Annotated in this window: 9 protein-coding genes; 8 read left to right on the top strand and 1 reads right to left on the bottom strand. The window is 75.8% G+C overall.

The features are described from left to right. Positions 1-20 precede the first annotated feature (20 nt). The 5 genes from D6B71_RS17005 to D6B71_RS16985 all read left to right on the top strand — a co-directional run bounded on the left by D6B71_RS17005 (position 21) and on the right by D6B71_RS16985 (position 6,811). Positions 21-1,544: an alpha/beta fold hydrolase gene (locus D6B71_RS17005; RefSeq protein WP_240641510.1), complete on the top strand. Its 1,524-nt coding sequence runs from the start codon at positions 21-23 to the stop codon at positions 1,542-1,544. Positions 1,545-1,650: 106 nt separating this feature from the next. Then, a complete protein-coding gene (locus tag D6B71_RS17000; protein WP_121257251.1) occupies positions 1,651-4,512 on the top strand; it encodes a DEAD/DEAH box helicase family protein in 2,862 nt (953 codons plus the stop codon). A gap of 141 nt (positions 4,513-4,653) precedes the next feature. Then, positions 4,654-5,304, top strand: a complete 651-nt coding sequence (locus D6B71_RS16995) for a TetR/AcrR family transcriptional regulator (protein ID WP_121257249.1) — start codon at positions 4,654-4,656, stop codon at positions 5,302-5,304. After that, positions 5,301-5,942 carry a TetR/AcrR family transcriptional regulator gene (locus tag D6B71_RS16990; protein WP_121257247.1) on the top strand — a complete coding sequence of 214 codons (642 nt, stop codon included), beginning with the start codon at positions 5,301-5,303 and terminating at the stop codon, positions 5,940-5,942. Before D6B71_RS16995 ends, D6B71_RS16990 begins: the two co-directional genes overlap by 4 nt. Before the next feature lie 218 nt (positions 5,943-6,160). Beyond that, the gene (locus D6B71_RS16985) at positions 6,161-6,811 is read left to right on the top strand and encodes a hypothetical protein (RefSeq protein ID WP_121257246.1); all 651 of its coding nucleotides are present in this window, start codon (positions 6,161-6,163) and stop codon (positions 6,809-6,811) included. 25 nt (positions 6,812-6,836) lie between these two features. Here D6B71_RS16985 and D6B71_RS16980 read toward each other — a convergent pair whose 3' ends face one another. Further along, a complete protein-coding gene (locus D6B71_RS16980; protein WP_121257244.1) occupies positions 6,837-7,388 on the bottom strand; it encodes a cupin domain-containing protein in 552 nt (183 codons plus the stop codon). Between the two features lie 100 nt (positions 7,389-7,488). On the opposite strand from D6B71_RS16980, the gene recC reads away from it, so the two are divergent. From recC to recD, 3 genes are read left to right on the top strand one after another with little or no spacing between them, the layout of a single operon-like run. Then, positions 7,489-10,887 (top strand): exodeoxyribonuclease V subunit gamma, encoded by a 3,399-nt coding sequence (gene recC, locus D6B71_RS16975; protein WP_121257242.1) that lies wholly within the window; start codon positions 7,489-7,491, stop codon positions 10,885-10,887. Then, the gene (locus D6B71_RS16970) at positions 10,887-14,261 is read left to right on the top strand and encodes a UvrD-helicase domain-containing protein (protein ID WP_121257240.1); all 3,375 of its coding nucleotides are present in this window, start codon (positions 10,887-10,889) and stop codon (positions 14,259-14,261) included. The genes recC and D6B71_RS16970 overlap by 1 nt, the downstream gene beginning before the upstream one ends. Further along, positions 14,258-16,081: an exodeoxyribonuclease V subunit alpha gene (gene recD, locus D6B71_RS16965; RefSeq protein ID WP_121257238.1), complete on the top strand. Its 1,824-nt coding sequence runs from the start codon at positions 14,258-14,260 to the stop codon at positions 16,079-16,081. The genes D6B71_RS16970 and recD overlap by 4 nt, the downstream gene beginning before the upstream one ends. Positions 16,082-16,121 lie beyond the last annotated feature (40 nt).

Here is a 16,121-nt window from a genome sequence, read left to right as displayed (position 1 = left end):
TGGCGCGAGAGACTGGCCCGGTGAACCTCACCGGAGTCCGCCTCGGCGGCCGCCCCGACCTGCCGCTGCTCGTGCTGGGCCCCTCCCTGGGCACGTCGGTCACCGAACTGTGGTCGGAGGCGGCTCGCCTGCTCGCCGAGGAGTTCCAGGTCATCGGGTGGGACCTGCCCGGCCACGGCACCAACCGGATCCCGCTCGACCCCGACGGCGAGCCGCTCACGGTCGCCGCCCTCGCGGCGGCGGTGGTCGACCTGGTCGACCAGATGGCTCCGGTGATGCCCGGCGCGCGGCCGACCCGGTTCCACTACGCCGGCGACTCGGTGGGCGGCGCGGTCGGGCTGCACCTGCTGCTCGACGCACCCGACCGGGTCGCCACCGCCACGCTGCTCTGCACGGGCGCGCGGCTCGGCAGCCCCGAGAGCTGGCAGGAGCGCATCGACCTGGTGCGCTCAGGCGGCACCGCGGCGCTGCTCGAGCTGTCGACCCAGCGGTGGTTCGCGCCCGGCTTCGTGACCCGACGGCCCGAGACGGCCTCCGCTCTGCTCGACCACCTGCGCGGCGTCGACGACGAGGGGTACGCCGCGGTGTGCGGCGCGATCGCGGGTCATGACGTCCGCGACCGCCTCGGCCAGGTGGCCGCGCCGGTGCTCGCGGTGGCCGGGGCGCACGACGTCGCCACTCCGCCGGACCTGCTGCGCGAACTCGCCGACGGCGTCCGCGACGGCCGGCTGGTGGTGCTCGACGGCGTCGCCCACCTCCCCCCGGCCGAGGCGCCGGAGCAGGTGGCCCGCCTCTTCCGGGAGCACGCGCTCGGTCCGGTGCCCGTCGACGAGCCGGCCGGCGAGCGCAACGAGCACGGTCAGCCGGTCGGAGCCACGGTGGCCGGCTGGACAGCCCGGCCGCGCCTCGGCGGCACCGTGCTGCGCGGCCGGTGGGTCACGGCCGAGCCGATCGCCGACGAGCACACCGAGCCGCTGTACGCCGCGGTGTGCGGGCCGGGCGACGAGCCGCTGTGGACCTACCGTCCGGCGCCGTTCCCGACCGGCCGGGAGCAGTTCCAGCAGGAGGTCGTCCGGCGGCTGGCGGACCACCCGGACAGCGCGACGTACGTCTTCGTCCCCCATGACGGTCCGCGCGGCGGGCGCGCCGCGGGACTGGCGACCTTCTTCCCGTGCTCTCCGGCGGCGGGCACCGTGGAGATCTCCGGGGTGCTGTTCGGCCGCGCGCTGCAGCGCACCACCGCGGCCACCGAGGCGATCCACCTGCTGCTGCGGCACGCCTTCGACGACCGGGGCTACCGGAGGGTCGAGTGGAAGTGCGACAGCCGCAACGAGCCGTCGCGGCGGGCGGCAGCACGCCTGGGCTTCAGCCACGAGGGCCGCTTCCGGCAGCACATGGTCGTCAAGGGACGCAACCGCGACACCGACTGGTTCTCGATGCTGGACGGCGAGTGGCCGCAGATCCGCGCGCGGCACCAGCGCTGGCTGAGCCCCGACAACTTCGGGCCGGGCGGGCGGCAGCTCAGCCGCCTCGAGGATCTCTGAACCCGGTGCCACGGCGGGCGCGCCGACCCGTCACAGGTTCCCGCCTCTCTTCGGCGTGTCGAGGAACGATCGACGGCTCGGCCTCGGTCGGGGAGACTGACCCGCGATGGTCGAGCCGAGCAGCGCCCCGCCCCTGCGCAAGCACCAGGAGCTTGCGCTGCAGGCCCTCGACCGGGCGTGGGCCAAGGGGCGTCGCCGCGCCTGGGTGGTGCTGCCTCCGGGCGCCGGCAAGACCCGGGTCGGCATCGAGACGATCCTCTCCTCCTTCGCCGACGGCAGGGCGGCTCGTGCGGTCGTGTTCGCCCCCAACACCGCCATCCAGGCGCAGTGGGTGGCCACGGTCCGCGCCCACGGCCTGGAGGCCGGCACCACCCGGGACCTGGCGGCGCCGGTCACCTGCCTGACCTACCAGTCGCTCGCGGTCTTCGACCCCGACGACGAGGTCGACGACGACCCCGAGCTCACCCCGGCCCACCAGCGGCCGGTCACCGGCGGGCTGATCGACCGGCTGCACCCCAACGGGCGGGCCCTGGTCGAGGCGATGCACGCCGAGCCCGGACTGCTGCTCGTGCTCGACGAGTGCCACCACCTGCTCGAGGTGTGGGGCCGGCTGCTCGGCGAGCTGCTGCACACGCTCGAGGAGGCACGGGTGCTGGGGCTCACCGCCACCCCGCCGGACGCGCTGACCGCCGACCAGTCGGCCCTGGTGCGCGAGCTCTTCGCCGACATCGTCTTCCGCGCCGGCGTGCCGGCGGTGGTCAAGGAGGGGCACCTCGCGCCGTTCGCCGAGCTGGCCTGGCTCACCACCCCGACGGTCCACGAGAACGAGTGGCTGGCCACCGAGGCCGTCCGCTGGCGCGAACTCACCACGCAGCTGATGGACCCGCGGTTCGGCAGCCTGCCGTTCCTGGAGTGGCTGACCGCCCGGTTCGTCACCCCGGTGCCGCAGGTGCAGACCTGGTCCCGGCTGTCCTTGCGCGAGCCGCAGCTGGCGGACGCCGCACTGCGGCTGTGCCACGCCGGACTGCTGACGCTGCCGACCGGCGCCCGGCTTGCCGAGCGGCACCGGCGCGCCCCCGACGCCGACGACTGGGTGGCGCTCATCGACGACTGGGTCAAGTCGCAGGTGCTGCCCAGCGACGACGAGCGGGACGCCGAGGTGCGGGCCGCGGTCAAGCGGGCGCTTCCCTCGGTCGGCTACCACCTGACCCGTCGAGGGGTACGCCGTGGGCGCACCCCGGTCGACCGGGTGCTGGCCCGCTCGCACGCGAAGACGACCGCCGCGGTGGACATCGTCAGCCACGAGCTGGGGCTGCTGGGCTCCCGCACCCGGGTGCTGGTGCTCTGCGACCACGAGCGCGCCTCGGCCACCCTGCCCACCGGCCTGCGCGGGGTGATCGACCAGCAGTCGGGGTCGGCGTACGCCGCGTTGGAGGCGCTCGTGGGCGACCCCACCACCGCCACGCTCTCACCGATGCTGGTGACCGCCTCGACGGTGGCCGGGGCCCCGGAGACGCTGCAGCGGCTGGCCGCCTTCGCCATCGAGGGCGACCCGATGCTCGACGGCCGGCTCAGCGTCGTGCCCGGCGACGGGGAGGTGGCCGAGCTGACCGGGCCCTGGGGGTCGCGCGAGTGGGTGCCGCCGGTGACCGCGTTCTTCGAGGCCGGTCACTGCCAGGTGCTGGTCGGCACCCGTGGACTGCTCGGCGAGGGCTGGGACGCCCGCCGCATCAGCGGCCTGGTCGACCTGACCACGGCGACCACGCTGACGGCCGTCGTGCAGACCCGGGGGCGGGCGTTGCGCACCGACCCTCTCTGGCCGGACAAGGTCGCGGTGAACTGGTCGGTGGTGTGCGTCAGCGAGGAGCACCCGAAGGGCGCCGCGGACTGGGCGCGGCTGGTGCGCAAGCACGAGGGCTTCCACGGGGTGGACGACGACGGCGACGTGGTCGACGGGGTGGGTCACATCGACGCCGCGTTCTCGCCCTACGCCCCGCCGCCCGCAGAGCTCTTCGACGCCGTCAACGGCCGGATGCGGGACCGGGCCGCCGACCGGGAGGGCATCCGGGAGCGGTGGCGGGTCGGCGAGCCCTACTCCGACCGGGTGGTCTCCACGGTGCGCGTGCGCAGCGCCCGGGCGCGGCCGATCGAGGTGGAGGCCACCGGCCTGCCCGCCGCGCCGGTCCCGCCGCCGCTGGTGCTGGCCGGTGACGGGATCCAGGTCCGTGACGCGGCGCTGCGACCGCCAGATCCGCCGGCGCTGCCAGGTGTCCTGGGGGTGTCGGGGTTCTGGGGCGGCCTCGGGGTGAGCGTCATGGGATCGAGCAGCAGCCTGTGGCTCGTGCCGGCCGGAGTCGTCCTGGCCGGCAGTGGTCTGGCCGCGGTCGCCGCCGCCTGGCGGCGCAGGAACGACCACTACCGCTCGTGGGTGCTGGAGCAGGCCCGGCAGGCCGTCGCCGCGCCGTCGGTGCTGCAGGTGGCGGCGGCGGTCGCGCAGGGGCTGGCGGACAACGGCACCACCCTGACCGGTGTCGACCGGCTCGTCGTCGAGGTGCACCCCGGCGGGGAGTACCGCTGCCGGCTGGCCTCGTCGGAGCGTGACGCGTCCCGGTTCGCCCTGGCGCTGGACGAGGTGTTGGGACCGATCACGAGCCCGCGCTACGTCGTGTCGCGCTCGGTGCGGCTCGCCGACCCGATCGTGCCGCAGGAGCACCGGCTGACGCGTGGCTCGCACGCGCTGGCGGCGCTGACCGGGATCGAGGCGGACGGCGTGGTGTGGCACCCGGTGCCGACGGCCCTCGGCCAGGACGTCTCTTCGGCCCGCTTCTTCCATCGCGCGTGGGAGCGGTGGGTCGGCCCCGGCCGGATCCTCTACACCGGCAGCCCCGAAGGGGCCGGCGTGCTCGCCGCCCAGCAGGGTGCGGACCCGTTCGACGCGACGACGGTGCTGCGCCGGCAGTGGGTGTGACCCGGCGGCGGACCTGGATTGTGGTGATATCCCCGACAAATCCTCCGGACGGGCCGACTGGTGCCGACAGGCTCGACAAGGCACGATGCGCCATGGCCGGGGCGTCTCGTGCGTCCGGGCCCGGCGACCACGGGGGGTGTGATGCCACGCAAGACCAGGCGCGTGCGCGCGGACGGCGAGCAGACGCGTCGGCGCATCCTCGACGCGACGCTGGCCATCGCCACCGAGCACGGCTACGACGGCACCTCGATCGGCCGGATCCGCAAGGCCACGGGTATCCCGGCCAGCTCGATCTACTGGCACTTCCGCGACAAGGACGACCTGCTGGCCGAGGCGTTGACCCACGGCTTCGCGTCGTGGCGGGCCGAGACCCAGCCGGACTTCGACCCGACCCATTTCGACCTGAACGGACCGGACGGGGCGGAGCGGGCGGTGCGTACCCGGTTGCACTGGGCAGCCCGGGCGATGGCGGAGTCGCCGGCGTTCTGGCGGCTGGGCATCATGCTGGCGATCACCAGCCGGGTGCCCGAGCCCGCCGCGCGCCGCCGCTACCTCGAGGTCCGCCGCCAGACCCAGCAGCAGATGGCCGCCTGGTGGGCGCCGATGATGCCGCGCGCGGCGGCGCGTGACCCGGAGCTGCCGCTGCGCCTGGCTCGGGTGCACCTGGCCCTGATCGACGGGCTCTTCGTCGGGGCCCTGACCGGTCGGGGCTGGGACCTCCAGCAGTGCGCGGACGTCATCGGCGACGGACTGCTGGCCTTCCTGCGCGAGGCGGAGGGTGAGCCGGCATGAGCGAGTACGACGAGCGCCGGCCCGAGAGCCCCGCCGGGGACGACGAGGAGTCGTCGCGGCAGCGGATCCTGGACGCCACCGCGGAGATCGTGGCCGAGGCCGGCTACCACGCCACCACGATCGCGAAGGTGACCGAGCGGTCGGGGCTGCCCGCGAGCAGCATCTACTGGTTCTTCAAGGACAAGGACGAGCTGGTCGCGGAGGTGGTGCGCCGCAGCATCGCCGAGTGGACCGCGAGCCAGCCGCCCTGGGAGGTGCTCGACTCCGCGTTGTCGGCACGGGAGGCCCTGGTGGCCGTGCTCGACCAGACCCTGGAGCGGATGGTGCAGGGGCCGGCGTTCCTGAAGATCGGGCTGCTGCTCACCCTGGAGCAGTACGAGCGTCCGCCGTCGGCCCGCGCTCTGTGGGTCGAGCTGCGGGGGCAGACCGAGGCCGCCCTCACCGAGCTGATGGCCGGCTACCTCGGGCCGGTGCGGACCGACGGCTCCCCGGAGCTCGCCGGCGACCTGGCCCGGGTGCTGATCGCCGCCGCCGACGGGCTCTTCCTGGCCAGCCAGATCGACGTGGACTGGGCGCCCGCGGACGTCGTCCCGCTCATGGTGCGGGCGCTGCTGGCCTCCACCGACCTCGAGGAATGACGAACATCACACCGCCTGAACCCGGGTAATGCGGGAGGGCTTTTTGTCGATGGGGGACTCCGCCGTAATCTTTCCCGTGCGGCCGTGAGGTGTCCGGCCGCCACTCCCGCTCCACGACGCGGTCGCCGCGTGCCCCGGCACGCTGCGGCCGCGTCGTCGCGTGCGGCCCCGCGCCACCCTCCCCCCGTTTCGACGCCCGTGCACAAGGACTGCCACCCGTGACCCCCTCCCTGGAGAACATCGTCGGCCTCGCCGGCACCCTGCTCGCCCTCGGCTGCACCCTGCCGCAGCTGTTGAAGCTGCGCGCCACTGCGACGGCGTCCGGTGTGAGCGTCGCGGCGCTGGCGAACTCGACGCTCAGCGGGGTCGCGTGGACGCTCTTCGGGATCCACGTGGGTCAGGTCTGGGTGGCGCTGCCGGCCCTGCTCACGCTCCCGGGCACCGTCGGCGCGCTCGTCCTCGCCTGGCGGGGTGGCGGCGACCGCAGCCGGCTCTACCTCCCGGCGGCCTGGGGCCTGACGCTGACCGGTGCCGCCGCGGTGTCCCCGCTGGCCGGCCAGGCGCCGCTTACCGTGGTGCTCGGCTGTTCCATCGCGCTGCTGGTGGGCCCGGCCGCGCTGACCGCGTGGCGTAGTCACGACGTCTCCGCCATCGCGGCGTCGGCGTGGGTCCTCACCGTCGTGGACGCCGCGTTCGTCGGTGCCTACGGCGTGCTCGCCGATGTCGACGCCAACCTGCTCTACGCCGCGGTCGCGACCGCCGGCAGCCTGGCGATCCTGGCCCGGCTGGCCACGCCCGCCGAGCTGCACGCCCGGCTGCTCCCCGCCCCCTCCCCGGTCTCGCGCGGCGAGCTCGAGCTGGTCTCCTGACCTGCCCTCGAACCGTGGCTCGGGCTCAGTCGGGGATCGCCGCCGGAGCCCCCGTGCGGAACAGCGTGGTCAGGTAGATGACCACCGGCACCTCGCCGCGGTTCGCGGCGTGGTGCACGACGTGGGGCTGCTCGACGATCCACTGGCCGGTACGGATCCGCACCGTCTCACCGGCGACGACCCGGCGGACCAGCTGCGGAGCGTCGGCGGAGCCGCGCATCACCCGCACCGCACCGGTCTCCACGCTGTAGGTCAACGTGCCGTTCTCGATGCGGGACACCTGGGTGCCCGGGTGGTGGTGGGAGGCGAGCCGGGCGCCCGGCATCACGGTGACCCGGTGCAGCTGCAGCGACCGGCCGGTCACACCGCGCGGGGCGTCGGTGCCGGCCAGCGGCTCCCGCACCACCACGACGGGCTCGTCGTCCCGGGCGGCCTCGTCGGCCGCCACCGCCCAGCCCAGGCCGGCCCCGGAGGTCAGCAGCGCGGCGGCCGTCAGCGGCACGAACAGGACGCGGCGCAGGCGTGGGGCCCGCCCGGAGGGCTGATCGGTGGGCCGGTCGGCGGGATCGGTGCTCATCCCCGCAGGGTAGGGACGCGGCGGAGCCTCCGCAGCCGTCCGGCCGGATCCCGCGAGCCGGTCCGGACCGGCGTCGGCGCGGCCTTCTAGGGTCGGGACCGTGCCCCTCCACCTCCACCGCGCCGCGCGCACCGACCAGCTGGCCGACGGCCTGGCCGGCCTGCTCGCCACGCCGGTGGCCGACCCCTTCGCCGGCGAGCTGGTGGTGGTGCCGGCCAAGGGCGTGGAGCGCTGGCTCAGCCAACGGCTGGGCCATCGCCTGGGCGCGCAGCCCGGACGCGAGGACGGCATCTGCGCGGGCGTGGAGTTCCGCAGTCCGTGGGCGCTGGTGGAGACGCTCCGCGAGGCGACCACCGCCGACGAGCACGACCCCTGGGCGCCCGAGGCGCTGGCCTGGCCGCTGCTGGCGACCATCGACGCGTGCCTCGACGAGGCCTGGGCCCGACCCCTCGCGGCCCACCTGGGCCACCTGGTGACCGGCGACTCCGGACACGAGATCGAGGAGGCCGACCTCCGACGTGGCCGGCGGTTCTCGGTGGCCCGCCGGCTGGCGCGCCTGTTCGCGGCGTACGCCGTGCAGCGCCCGCGCCTGCTCGCCGACTGGCATGCCGGGCGCGACACCGACGGCTGCGGGCGGGTGCTGCCGCACGACCTCGGCTGGCAGCCCGAGCTGTGGCGCCGGCTGGCCGAGCGGGTGCCCGAGCCACCACCCCACCTGCGGCATGCCGAGACCGTGGGCCGCCTCGCCGACGAACCCGGAGCGTTCGAGCTGCCCGAGCGGCTCTCGCTGTTCGGCCACACCCGGCTGCCGGCGACCGAGGTCGAGCTGTTGTCGGCCCTCGCCCGCCATCGCGAGGTGCACCTGTGGCTCCCGCACCCGTCGGGGCGGCTGTGGCAGGCCCTGGCGGAGGTGACCGCGGCCGGGCCGGTGCCCCGGGCCGACGACCACAGCCACCAGCAGGTGGGCCACCCGCTGCTGGCCACCCTGGGCCGCGACGTGCGCGAGCTGCAACGCACGCTCGCCACCGCAGACCTCGCCGACCACGGCGAGGCGCCCCCTCCCGAGGCACCCGACACACTGCTCGGCTGGCTCCAGGCCGACCTGCGCGCCGACGCTCCCGGCGATCCGCGAGACCGGCTGCTGGCGCCCGACGATCGCAGCGTCCAGGTGCACGCCTGTCACGGCACGGCCCGCCAGGTCGACGTGCTCCGCGAGGTGCTGCTCGGCCTGCTGGCCGACGACCCCACGCTCGAACCGCGCGACGTGCTGGTGATGTGCCCCGACATCGAGACGTTCGCGCCGCTGGTCTCCGCCGGCTTCGGCCTCGGCGACGTGGTGTCCGACTCCGGCCACCCGGCCCACCGGCTGCGGGTGCGGCTCGCCGACCGAGCCCTGACCCAGACCAACCCGCTGCTCGCGGTCGCGGCGCGGCTGCTCGACCTGGCCGGCGGCCGCGCCGGCGCCGGCGAGGTGCTCGACCTCGCCCATGCCGAGCCGGTGCGGCGGCGCTTCGGCTTCCGCGACGACGACCTCCAGCAGCTCACCGACTGGGTCAAGGCCGCCGGTGTGCGGTGGGCCTTCGACGCCGAGCACCGCGCCGACTACGGCCTCTCCCACTACGTCGCCAACACCTGGCGGTTCGGGCTCGACCGGCTGCTGGCCGGCGTCGCGATGTCCGACGACACCGGCGTCTGGCTCGAGCGCACCCTGCCGCTCGACGACGTCGGCAGCGGCCAGGTCGAGCTCGCGGGCCGGCTGACCGAGTTCGTGCACCGGCTGCAGGACGTCACCGACCGGCTGACCGGCAGCCACCCGTTGGAGCACTGGCTCGCCGCTCTCGACGACGGCGTCGCCGCGCTCACCGCGGTGCCGGCCACCGAGGGCTGGCAGACCGGCCAGGTGCAGCGCGAGCTGGGCCGGGTGCGCGAGGCCGCGCAGGGCCTCGACACCACCGAGCTGCGGCTCCCCGACGTGCGCGCGATGCTGGCCGACCGGCTGGGCGGGCGTCCGACCCGCGCCAACTTCCGCACCGGCACCCTCACCGTCGCCACGCTGGTCCCCATGCGGTCGGTCCCGCACCGCGTGGTCTGCCTGCTGGGCCTCGACGACGGGGTGTTCCCCCGGGTCGGCTCCGTCGACGGCGACGACGTGCTCGCCCGCGACCCGGTCACCGGCGAGCGAGATCCTCGCAGCGAGGACCGGCAGCTGTTCCTCGACGCGGTGCTGGCCGCCACCGAGACCCTGGTCGTCACCTACACCGGAGCCGACGAGTACTCCGGCCAGCCGCGCCCGCCGGCGGTCCCGCTCGGCGAGCTGCTCGACGCCCTCGACGCGACCGCCCGCACGGCAGCGGAGCCAGGGGCCCGGCCGGTCTCGGCGGCGGTCACGGTGCGCCACCCGCTCCAGCCGTTCGACGTGCGCAACGTCGAGCCCGGCGCGCTGGTCCCGGGCCACCCGTTCACCTTCGACACCACCGCGCTGGCCGGCGCCCGCGCGGCCGTCGGAGTGCGGCGCCCCCCGCCCCCGTTCCTCGCCGGCCCGCTGCCGCCGGCCGACGGCGACCGCGACGTCTCCGTCGACGACCTCCTCTCGTTCTTCCGCCACCCGGCCCGGGGCTTCCTGCGCTCGCGGCTCGACCTTGCGCTGCCCCTCGATGACGAGCCCGTCGACGACGCGCTGCCGGTCGAGATCGACAACCTGGAGCAGTGGGCGGTCGGCGACCGGGTGCTGCGCGACCTCCTGGCCGGCGTCGACCCCGAGCGTGCCCGCCAGCAGGAGTGGCGGCGCGGTGTCCTGCCTCCCGGGCAGCTCGGGTGGCGGCTGCTCGCCCAGGTGCTCGACCGGGCCCGCCCGCTGGCCGCCGAGGGGCTGCGGCTTCGCTCCCGGCCGCCCCGGGCGGTCGATGTCGACGTCGACCTCGGGGGCGGACGCCGGCTGCGGGGCACCGTGCCGGAGGTGTTCGGCGACCGGCTGGTGCCGGTGTCCTACTCGCGCCTGGGCGCCACCCACCGGCTGCAGTCCTGGATCCAGCTGCTCGCGCTCGCCGCCTCCGACGAGGACCGCAGCTGGACCGCCCACACCCTCGGCCGGCCCACGAACTCCCGCGCGCACGCGGCGTTCTCGGCGTCCCTGTTGGGCCCGCTCGACCACACCGCAATCGCCACGCTGCGCGACCTGGTGGCGCTGCGCGACCTCGGGCTGTGCGAGCCGCTGCCGCTGCCGCTGAAGGCGTCGCTCGCCTACGCCCGGGCGCGACGCACCCAGGCCAGCCACGACGAGGCGGTGCTCAAGGCCGGCTGGGACTGGGACGACGGCCGCTTCCCCGGCGAGTGCTCCGACCCGGTCAACCTGCGGGTGTGGGGTCCCCAGGCCCCGTTGCCCGGTCTCGACGCCGGCCCCGGCGAGGGTGAGGAGCACCCCGGTGAGACCACCCGGTTCGGTGCGCTCGCGCTGCGCCTGTGGGCCCCCCTCCTGGTCGCCGAGCAAGGGAGCTGGTGATGGACGAGTCGCCTGCCGCGCCCGCGACCTTCGACGTGTGCGGACCGCTGCCCACCGGCACCACGCTGCTCGAGGCCAGCGCCGGCACCGGCAAGACGTTCACGGTCGGGGCCCTGGTCACCCGCTACGTCGCCGAAGGGGTCGCCCGGCTCGACCAGATGCTGGTGGTCACCTTCGGTCGAGCCGCCAGCCAGGAGCTGCGCGAGCGGGTGCGCGAGCAGCTGGTCGAGGCCGAGCGGCTGCTCGCCGGTGCCCTGCCGCCCGACCCGGCCAACCGCCTGCACTCGCTGCTGCTCGACCCCGGCGAGCACGGCCCCGGCGAGCTCGACCGGCGCCGCCACCGCCTGCGCGACGCGCTGGCCTCGTTCGACGCGGCCACCATCGCCACCACCCACCAGTTCTGCCAGCTCGTGCTGCGCTCGCTCGGTGTCGCCGGCGACACCGACTCCGGCGCCACGCTGGTCGAGTCGCTCGACGACCTCGTGGTCGAGGTGGTCGACGACCTCTACCTCCAGCGCTTCGGGCACCTCAAGCAGCGCCCTCCCTTCGATCGGGCCTGCGCCCTCGACCTGGCCCGCACGGCGATCGGCGACCCCCAGGCGGTGCTCGCCCCCGCCGAGGACCCCGACGCTCCCGCGGGGGCCCGGGTCGGGTTCGCCCAGGCGGTCCGGGCCGAGGTCGACCGGCGCAAGCGCCGGCTGGGCGTGCTCAGCTACGACGACCTGCTGACCCGGTTGGCCGCGGCGCTGGAGGACGACACCGCCCCCGCCCGCGAGCGGATGCGCTCGCGCTGGCGGATCGTGATGGTCGACGAGTTCCAAGACACCGACCCGGTGCAGTGGCAGGTGCTCGACCGCGCCTTCACCGGCCACGCGACGATGGTGCTGATCGGTGACCCCAAGCAGGCCATCTACGCGTTCCGCGGCGGTGACGTGGTCACCTACCTCGCCGCGGCCCGCACCGCAGACACCCGGGCCACCCTCGGCACCAACTGGCGCAGCGACCACGACCTGGTCCGGCGGTTGCAGGTCGTGCTGCGCGGGGCCGCGCTCGGCGACCCCGAGATCGTGGTCCGCGACGTCGACGCCCACCACCCGGGCAGCCGGCTGCGCGGTGCCCCGCACCCCGCCGCGGTGCGGGTCCGCCGGGTGCCCCGTGACGGGCTGCGGTTGACCAAGAAGGGGCTGATCACCGCGGGCGACGCCCGCGCCTTCATCGCCCGCGACTGCGCCGCCGACATCGCCGAGCTGCTCGCCTCCGGCGCCACCTGGTGCGGCCGGCCGGTGGTGGCCGCCGACGTCGCGGTCATCGTCGCCGAGCGACGGCACGGGCAGCTGGTGGCCGACGCACTGCACGCCCGCGGGGTGCCGGCCGTGCTCGCCGGCGGCGGTCACGTGTTCGCCACCCCGGCCGCCGACGCCTGGCTGGCCCTGCTCGAGGGGCTCGAGCAGCCGCACCGGTCCGGGCGGGTCCGGGCCGCGGCCCTCACCTGCTTCGTCGGCCACGACACCGCCGAGCTCGCCGCCGGCGGCGACGAGCTCACCGACCGGGTGGCCGACACCCTGCGCGGCTGGGCGCTGCTGCTGCGCGGCCGCGGCGTGGCCGCCCTGGTCGAGGCGGCCGAGGAGCGCGGCCTCGGCGCCCGGGTGCTCGCGACCACCGACGGCGAGCGCCTCCTCACCGACCTGCGCCACCTCGGCCAGCTGCTCCACGAGGTCGCCGTGCACGACGGGCTCGGGCTGACCGCGCTGCTCGGCTGGCTGCGCGACGAGCGGCGCCGCACCGGCGCCACCGAACGGCCCCGGCGCCTCGACTCCGACGCCGCCGCCGTGCAGATCGTCACCGTCCACGGCAGCAAGGGTCTGCAATACCCCATCGTCTACCTCCCCTTCGCCTACCAGCGCTTCGAGCACCCGACCGAGACCGCCCTCTTCCACGACGCCGACGGGGTGCGCACCCTCGACGTCAGCGCCGCCGGCGGCTCCTGGACCCAGCACCTCGCCCGGCACCGCGCCGAGGAGTCCGGCGAGGAGCTGCGCGACCTCTACGTCGCGCTCACCCGTGCCCAGTCCCAGGTCGTCGCCTGGTGGGCCCCGACCACCAACACCGCGATCGGCGGCCTGCACCGGCTGCTCTTCGGGCGCCAGCCGGGGGTGGCCGAGGTGCCCGACCACCAGGAGGTCCGCGACGACGACTACGCCGCCCGGGTGCTCGGGCTGATCGAGGACCTCGACGGCCCGGCCGCTGAGGTGGCCCTGACCGCCGAGACCGGCCCGCTGCCCGCCCCGGCCACACCCACGGGGCTGGCCGTGCGCCGATTCGGCCGCGAGGTCGACGCCGACTGGCGCCGCACGTCGTACTCCGCGCTGATCCGGGTCGAGGAGACCGACGGCGCCATCGGTGGCGTCGGCAGCGAGCCCGAGATCCCCGGGCTGGCCGACGAGCCCGACGCCGACGAGCCGCCGCCCGACCTGACGCCGGCCCAGGCGCCGGCCGCCGACGACCCGGTGTCCCCGATGGCCGGGCTGCCCGCCGGCGCGACCTTCGGCAGCCTGGTGCACGCCGTCCTCGAGCACGCGGACCCCGACGCCCCCGACCTGCGCGACCACCTGCGCGAGCTGGCCGCCGACCACCTGCGCTGGTGGCCGGTCGGGGTGGGCGCCGACGCCCTCGCCGAGGCGTTGCTGCCGCTGCACGATACGCCCCTCGGCCCCCTCGCTCCCGGCCTGACCCTGCGACAGGTGCCGCTGCGCGACCGGCTCCGCGAGCTCGACTTCGAGCTGCCGCTCGCCGGCGGCGACCATCCGTCGGTCCGCGCCGGCGAGGCCGCCCAGGTGCTGCTGCGTGACCTGGCGCCGCTGCTGCGTGCCCACCTCCCCGCCGACGACCCGCTCGCGTCCTACGCCGACCGGCTCGAGCAGCCGGCCCTCGGTGGGCAGCGGTTGCGCGGCTACCTCGCCGGGTCGGTCGACGTCGTGCTGCGGGTTCCCGGTGAGGCCGGCCCACGCTTCCTCGTCGTCGACTACAAGACCAACCTGCTGGGCGACCCGGGCCGGCCGCCCACCGCCGCCGACTACGCACCCGCCCGGCTCGCCGAGGCGATGCTGCACTCCCACTACCCGCTCCAGGCGCTGCTGTACGCCGTGGTCGCCCACCGCTACCTGCGCTGGCGACAGCCCGGCTACGACCCGGCGCTCCACCTCGGCGGGGTGCTCTACCTCTACCTGCGCGGCATGTGCGGCCCCGACACCCCGCTCACCGACGGGCAGCCGGCCGGCGTCTTCAGCTGGCGGCCCCCGGCCGCGCTGGTCGTCGCGCTCTCCGACCTGCTCGACGGCGACTCCGCGGTGCTCGCGGCAGGAGCTGCCCGATGATCGAGCGGTTCGAGACCGACGACCCCCACGACGCCCGGTTCGCGGCCGCGGCGACCGGCCTGCTGCGGGCCTTCAACGCGGGCGGGGTGCTCACCGCCGCCGACGTCCACGTCGCGGCCCGCACCGGCGAGCTCACCGGCGAGACCGACGAGGCCGTGCTGCTCGCGGTCGCGCTCGCCGTCCGCGCCGCCCGCCACGGCTCGGTCTGCGTCGACCTCGCCGGCCTGGCCGGCGACGAGGTGACCACCGGGGGCGACCCCGTCGAAGGCTCCGCAGTCGACTCCGGCCCGCTGCCGTGGCCGCCGGTCGCGGGCTGGCTCGACCGGGTGGCCGCCAGCCCGCTGGCCGCCGCCTCGGTGGTCCGGGTCGAGGGCGGCCTGCTCTACCTCGACCGCTACTGGCGCGAGGAGGGGCAGGTCCGCGACGACCTGCTGGCCCGCGTCGCCGCGCCGGCCCCGCCGGTCGACGGCGCGGCGCTGGAGGCCACGGCGTCTCGCGTCTTCCCCGGTGAGGGGTACGCCGAGCAGCGCGCGGTCGCGCTCACCGCCGCGGGGCAGTGGACCACCGTGCTCACCGGCGGGCCCGGCACCGGCAAGACCACGACCGTGGCCGGACTGCTGACGCTGCTGGCCACCGCGGAGCCCAGCCGGCTGCGGATCGCGCTCACCGCACCCACCGGCAAGGCGGCGGCCCGGCTGCAGCAGGCCGTCGAGGACGCCCAGCGGGGTCCCCAGTTCACCGACGCCGACCGGGCTCGGCTCGACGGCCTCAGCGCCTCCACCCTGCACCGGCTGCTGGGCTGGCGGCCCGACTCACGCACCCGCTTCCGGCACCACCGCGGCAACAAGCTGCCGCACGACGTGGTCGTGGTCGACGAGACCTCGATGGTGTCGCTGACGATGATGGCCCGGCTGCTCGAGGCGGTCCGGCCCGATGCCCGGCTGGTGCTGGTCGGCGACCCCGACCAGCTGGCCTCGGTCGAGGCCGGCGCGGTCCTCGCCGACCTGGTCGGTGGGTTGGCGGTCCGGGCACCCACGGCGGTCACCGCGTTGCGCACGACCCGCCGCTACGGCGAGGGCATCGGCTCCTTGGCGGCCGCGCTCCGTGACGGCGACGCAGACCGGGTGCTGGCGCTGCTGACCGCCGAGACCGGCGACGACGCCCCCCTCGGCCTGGTCGATCCCGGCGACGAGGCGGGCATGGCCCGGCTGCGTGGGCGGCTGCTGCACCACGCCCTGGCGGTGCGCCAGGCCGCGCTCGACGGCGATGCCGGCGCCGCGATCGACGCGCTCGACGCGCACCGGCTGCTGTGTGCTCACCGCGAGGGCCCGTGGGGCGTCCAGCACTGGAACCGCCAGGTCGAGCGCTGGCTCGGCGACAGCACCGGCACGGCCGTGGGCGCGGCCTGGGGTCACGACTGGTACCCAGGCCGGCCGCTGCTGGTCACCGCCAACGACTACGGCCTGGGCCTGTTCAACGGCGACACCGGGGTGGTGGTGCGGGTCGGCGACGAGTTGCGCGCGGTGATCGCCGGAGTCGGCGAGCACGCGACGTACTCCCCCTCCCGGCTCTCCGACGTCGAGACCCTGCACGCGATGACCGTGCACAAGAGCCAGGGCAGCCAGGCCCGCGACGTGACCGTGCTGCTGCCGCCGGCCGACTCGCCGCTGCTGACCCGCGAGCTCTTCTACACCGCGGTCACCCGCGCCCAGGCCCGGGTCCGGGTGATCGGCACCCCCGAGTCGGTCACCGCCGCGGTGCAGCGGCAGGCGCTGCGCGCGAGCGGCCTGCGGTCCCGGCTGGCCCAGGCGACGGGCTGAGTCCGTCCGCCCCCTGGTCATGCCGAAACGCCCGCGCAAC

This window comes from Nocardioides ferulae (assembly GCF_003660455.1).
Classification (GTDB): Bacteria; Actinomycetota; Actinomycetes; order Propionibacteriales; family Nocardioidaceae; genus Nocardioides; species Nocardioides ferulae.
This window is presented reverse-complemented; position numbering and strand designations above follow the sequence as displayed.

Coding starts and splice junctions, on each gene's coding strand:
- D6B71_RS16990 (WP_121257247.1), top strand. CDS start 5,301: ATGAGCGAGTACGACGAGCGCCGGCCCGAGAGCCCCGCCGGGGACGAC.
- recD (WP_121257238.1), top strand. CDS start 14,258: ATGATCGAGCGGTTCGAGACCGACGACCCCCACGACGCCCGGTTCGCG.
- D6B71_RS16995 (WP_121257249.1), top strand. CDS start 4,654: ATGCCACGCAAGACCAGGCGCGTGCGCGCGGACGGCGAGCAGACGCGT.
- D6B71_RS16980 (WP_121257244.1), bottom strand. CDS start 7,388: ATGAGCACCGATCCCGCCGACCGGCCCACCGATCAGCCCTCCGGGCGG.
- D6B71_RS17000 (WP_121257251.1), top strand. CDS start 1,651: ATGGTCGAGCCGAGCAGCGCCCCGCCCCTGCGCAAGCACCAGGAGCTT.
- D6B71_RS16970 (WP_121257240.1), top strand. CDS start 10,887: ATGGACGAGTCGCCTGCCGCGCCCGCGACCTTCGACGTGTGCGGACCG.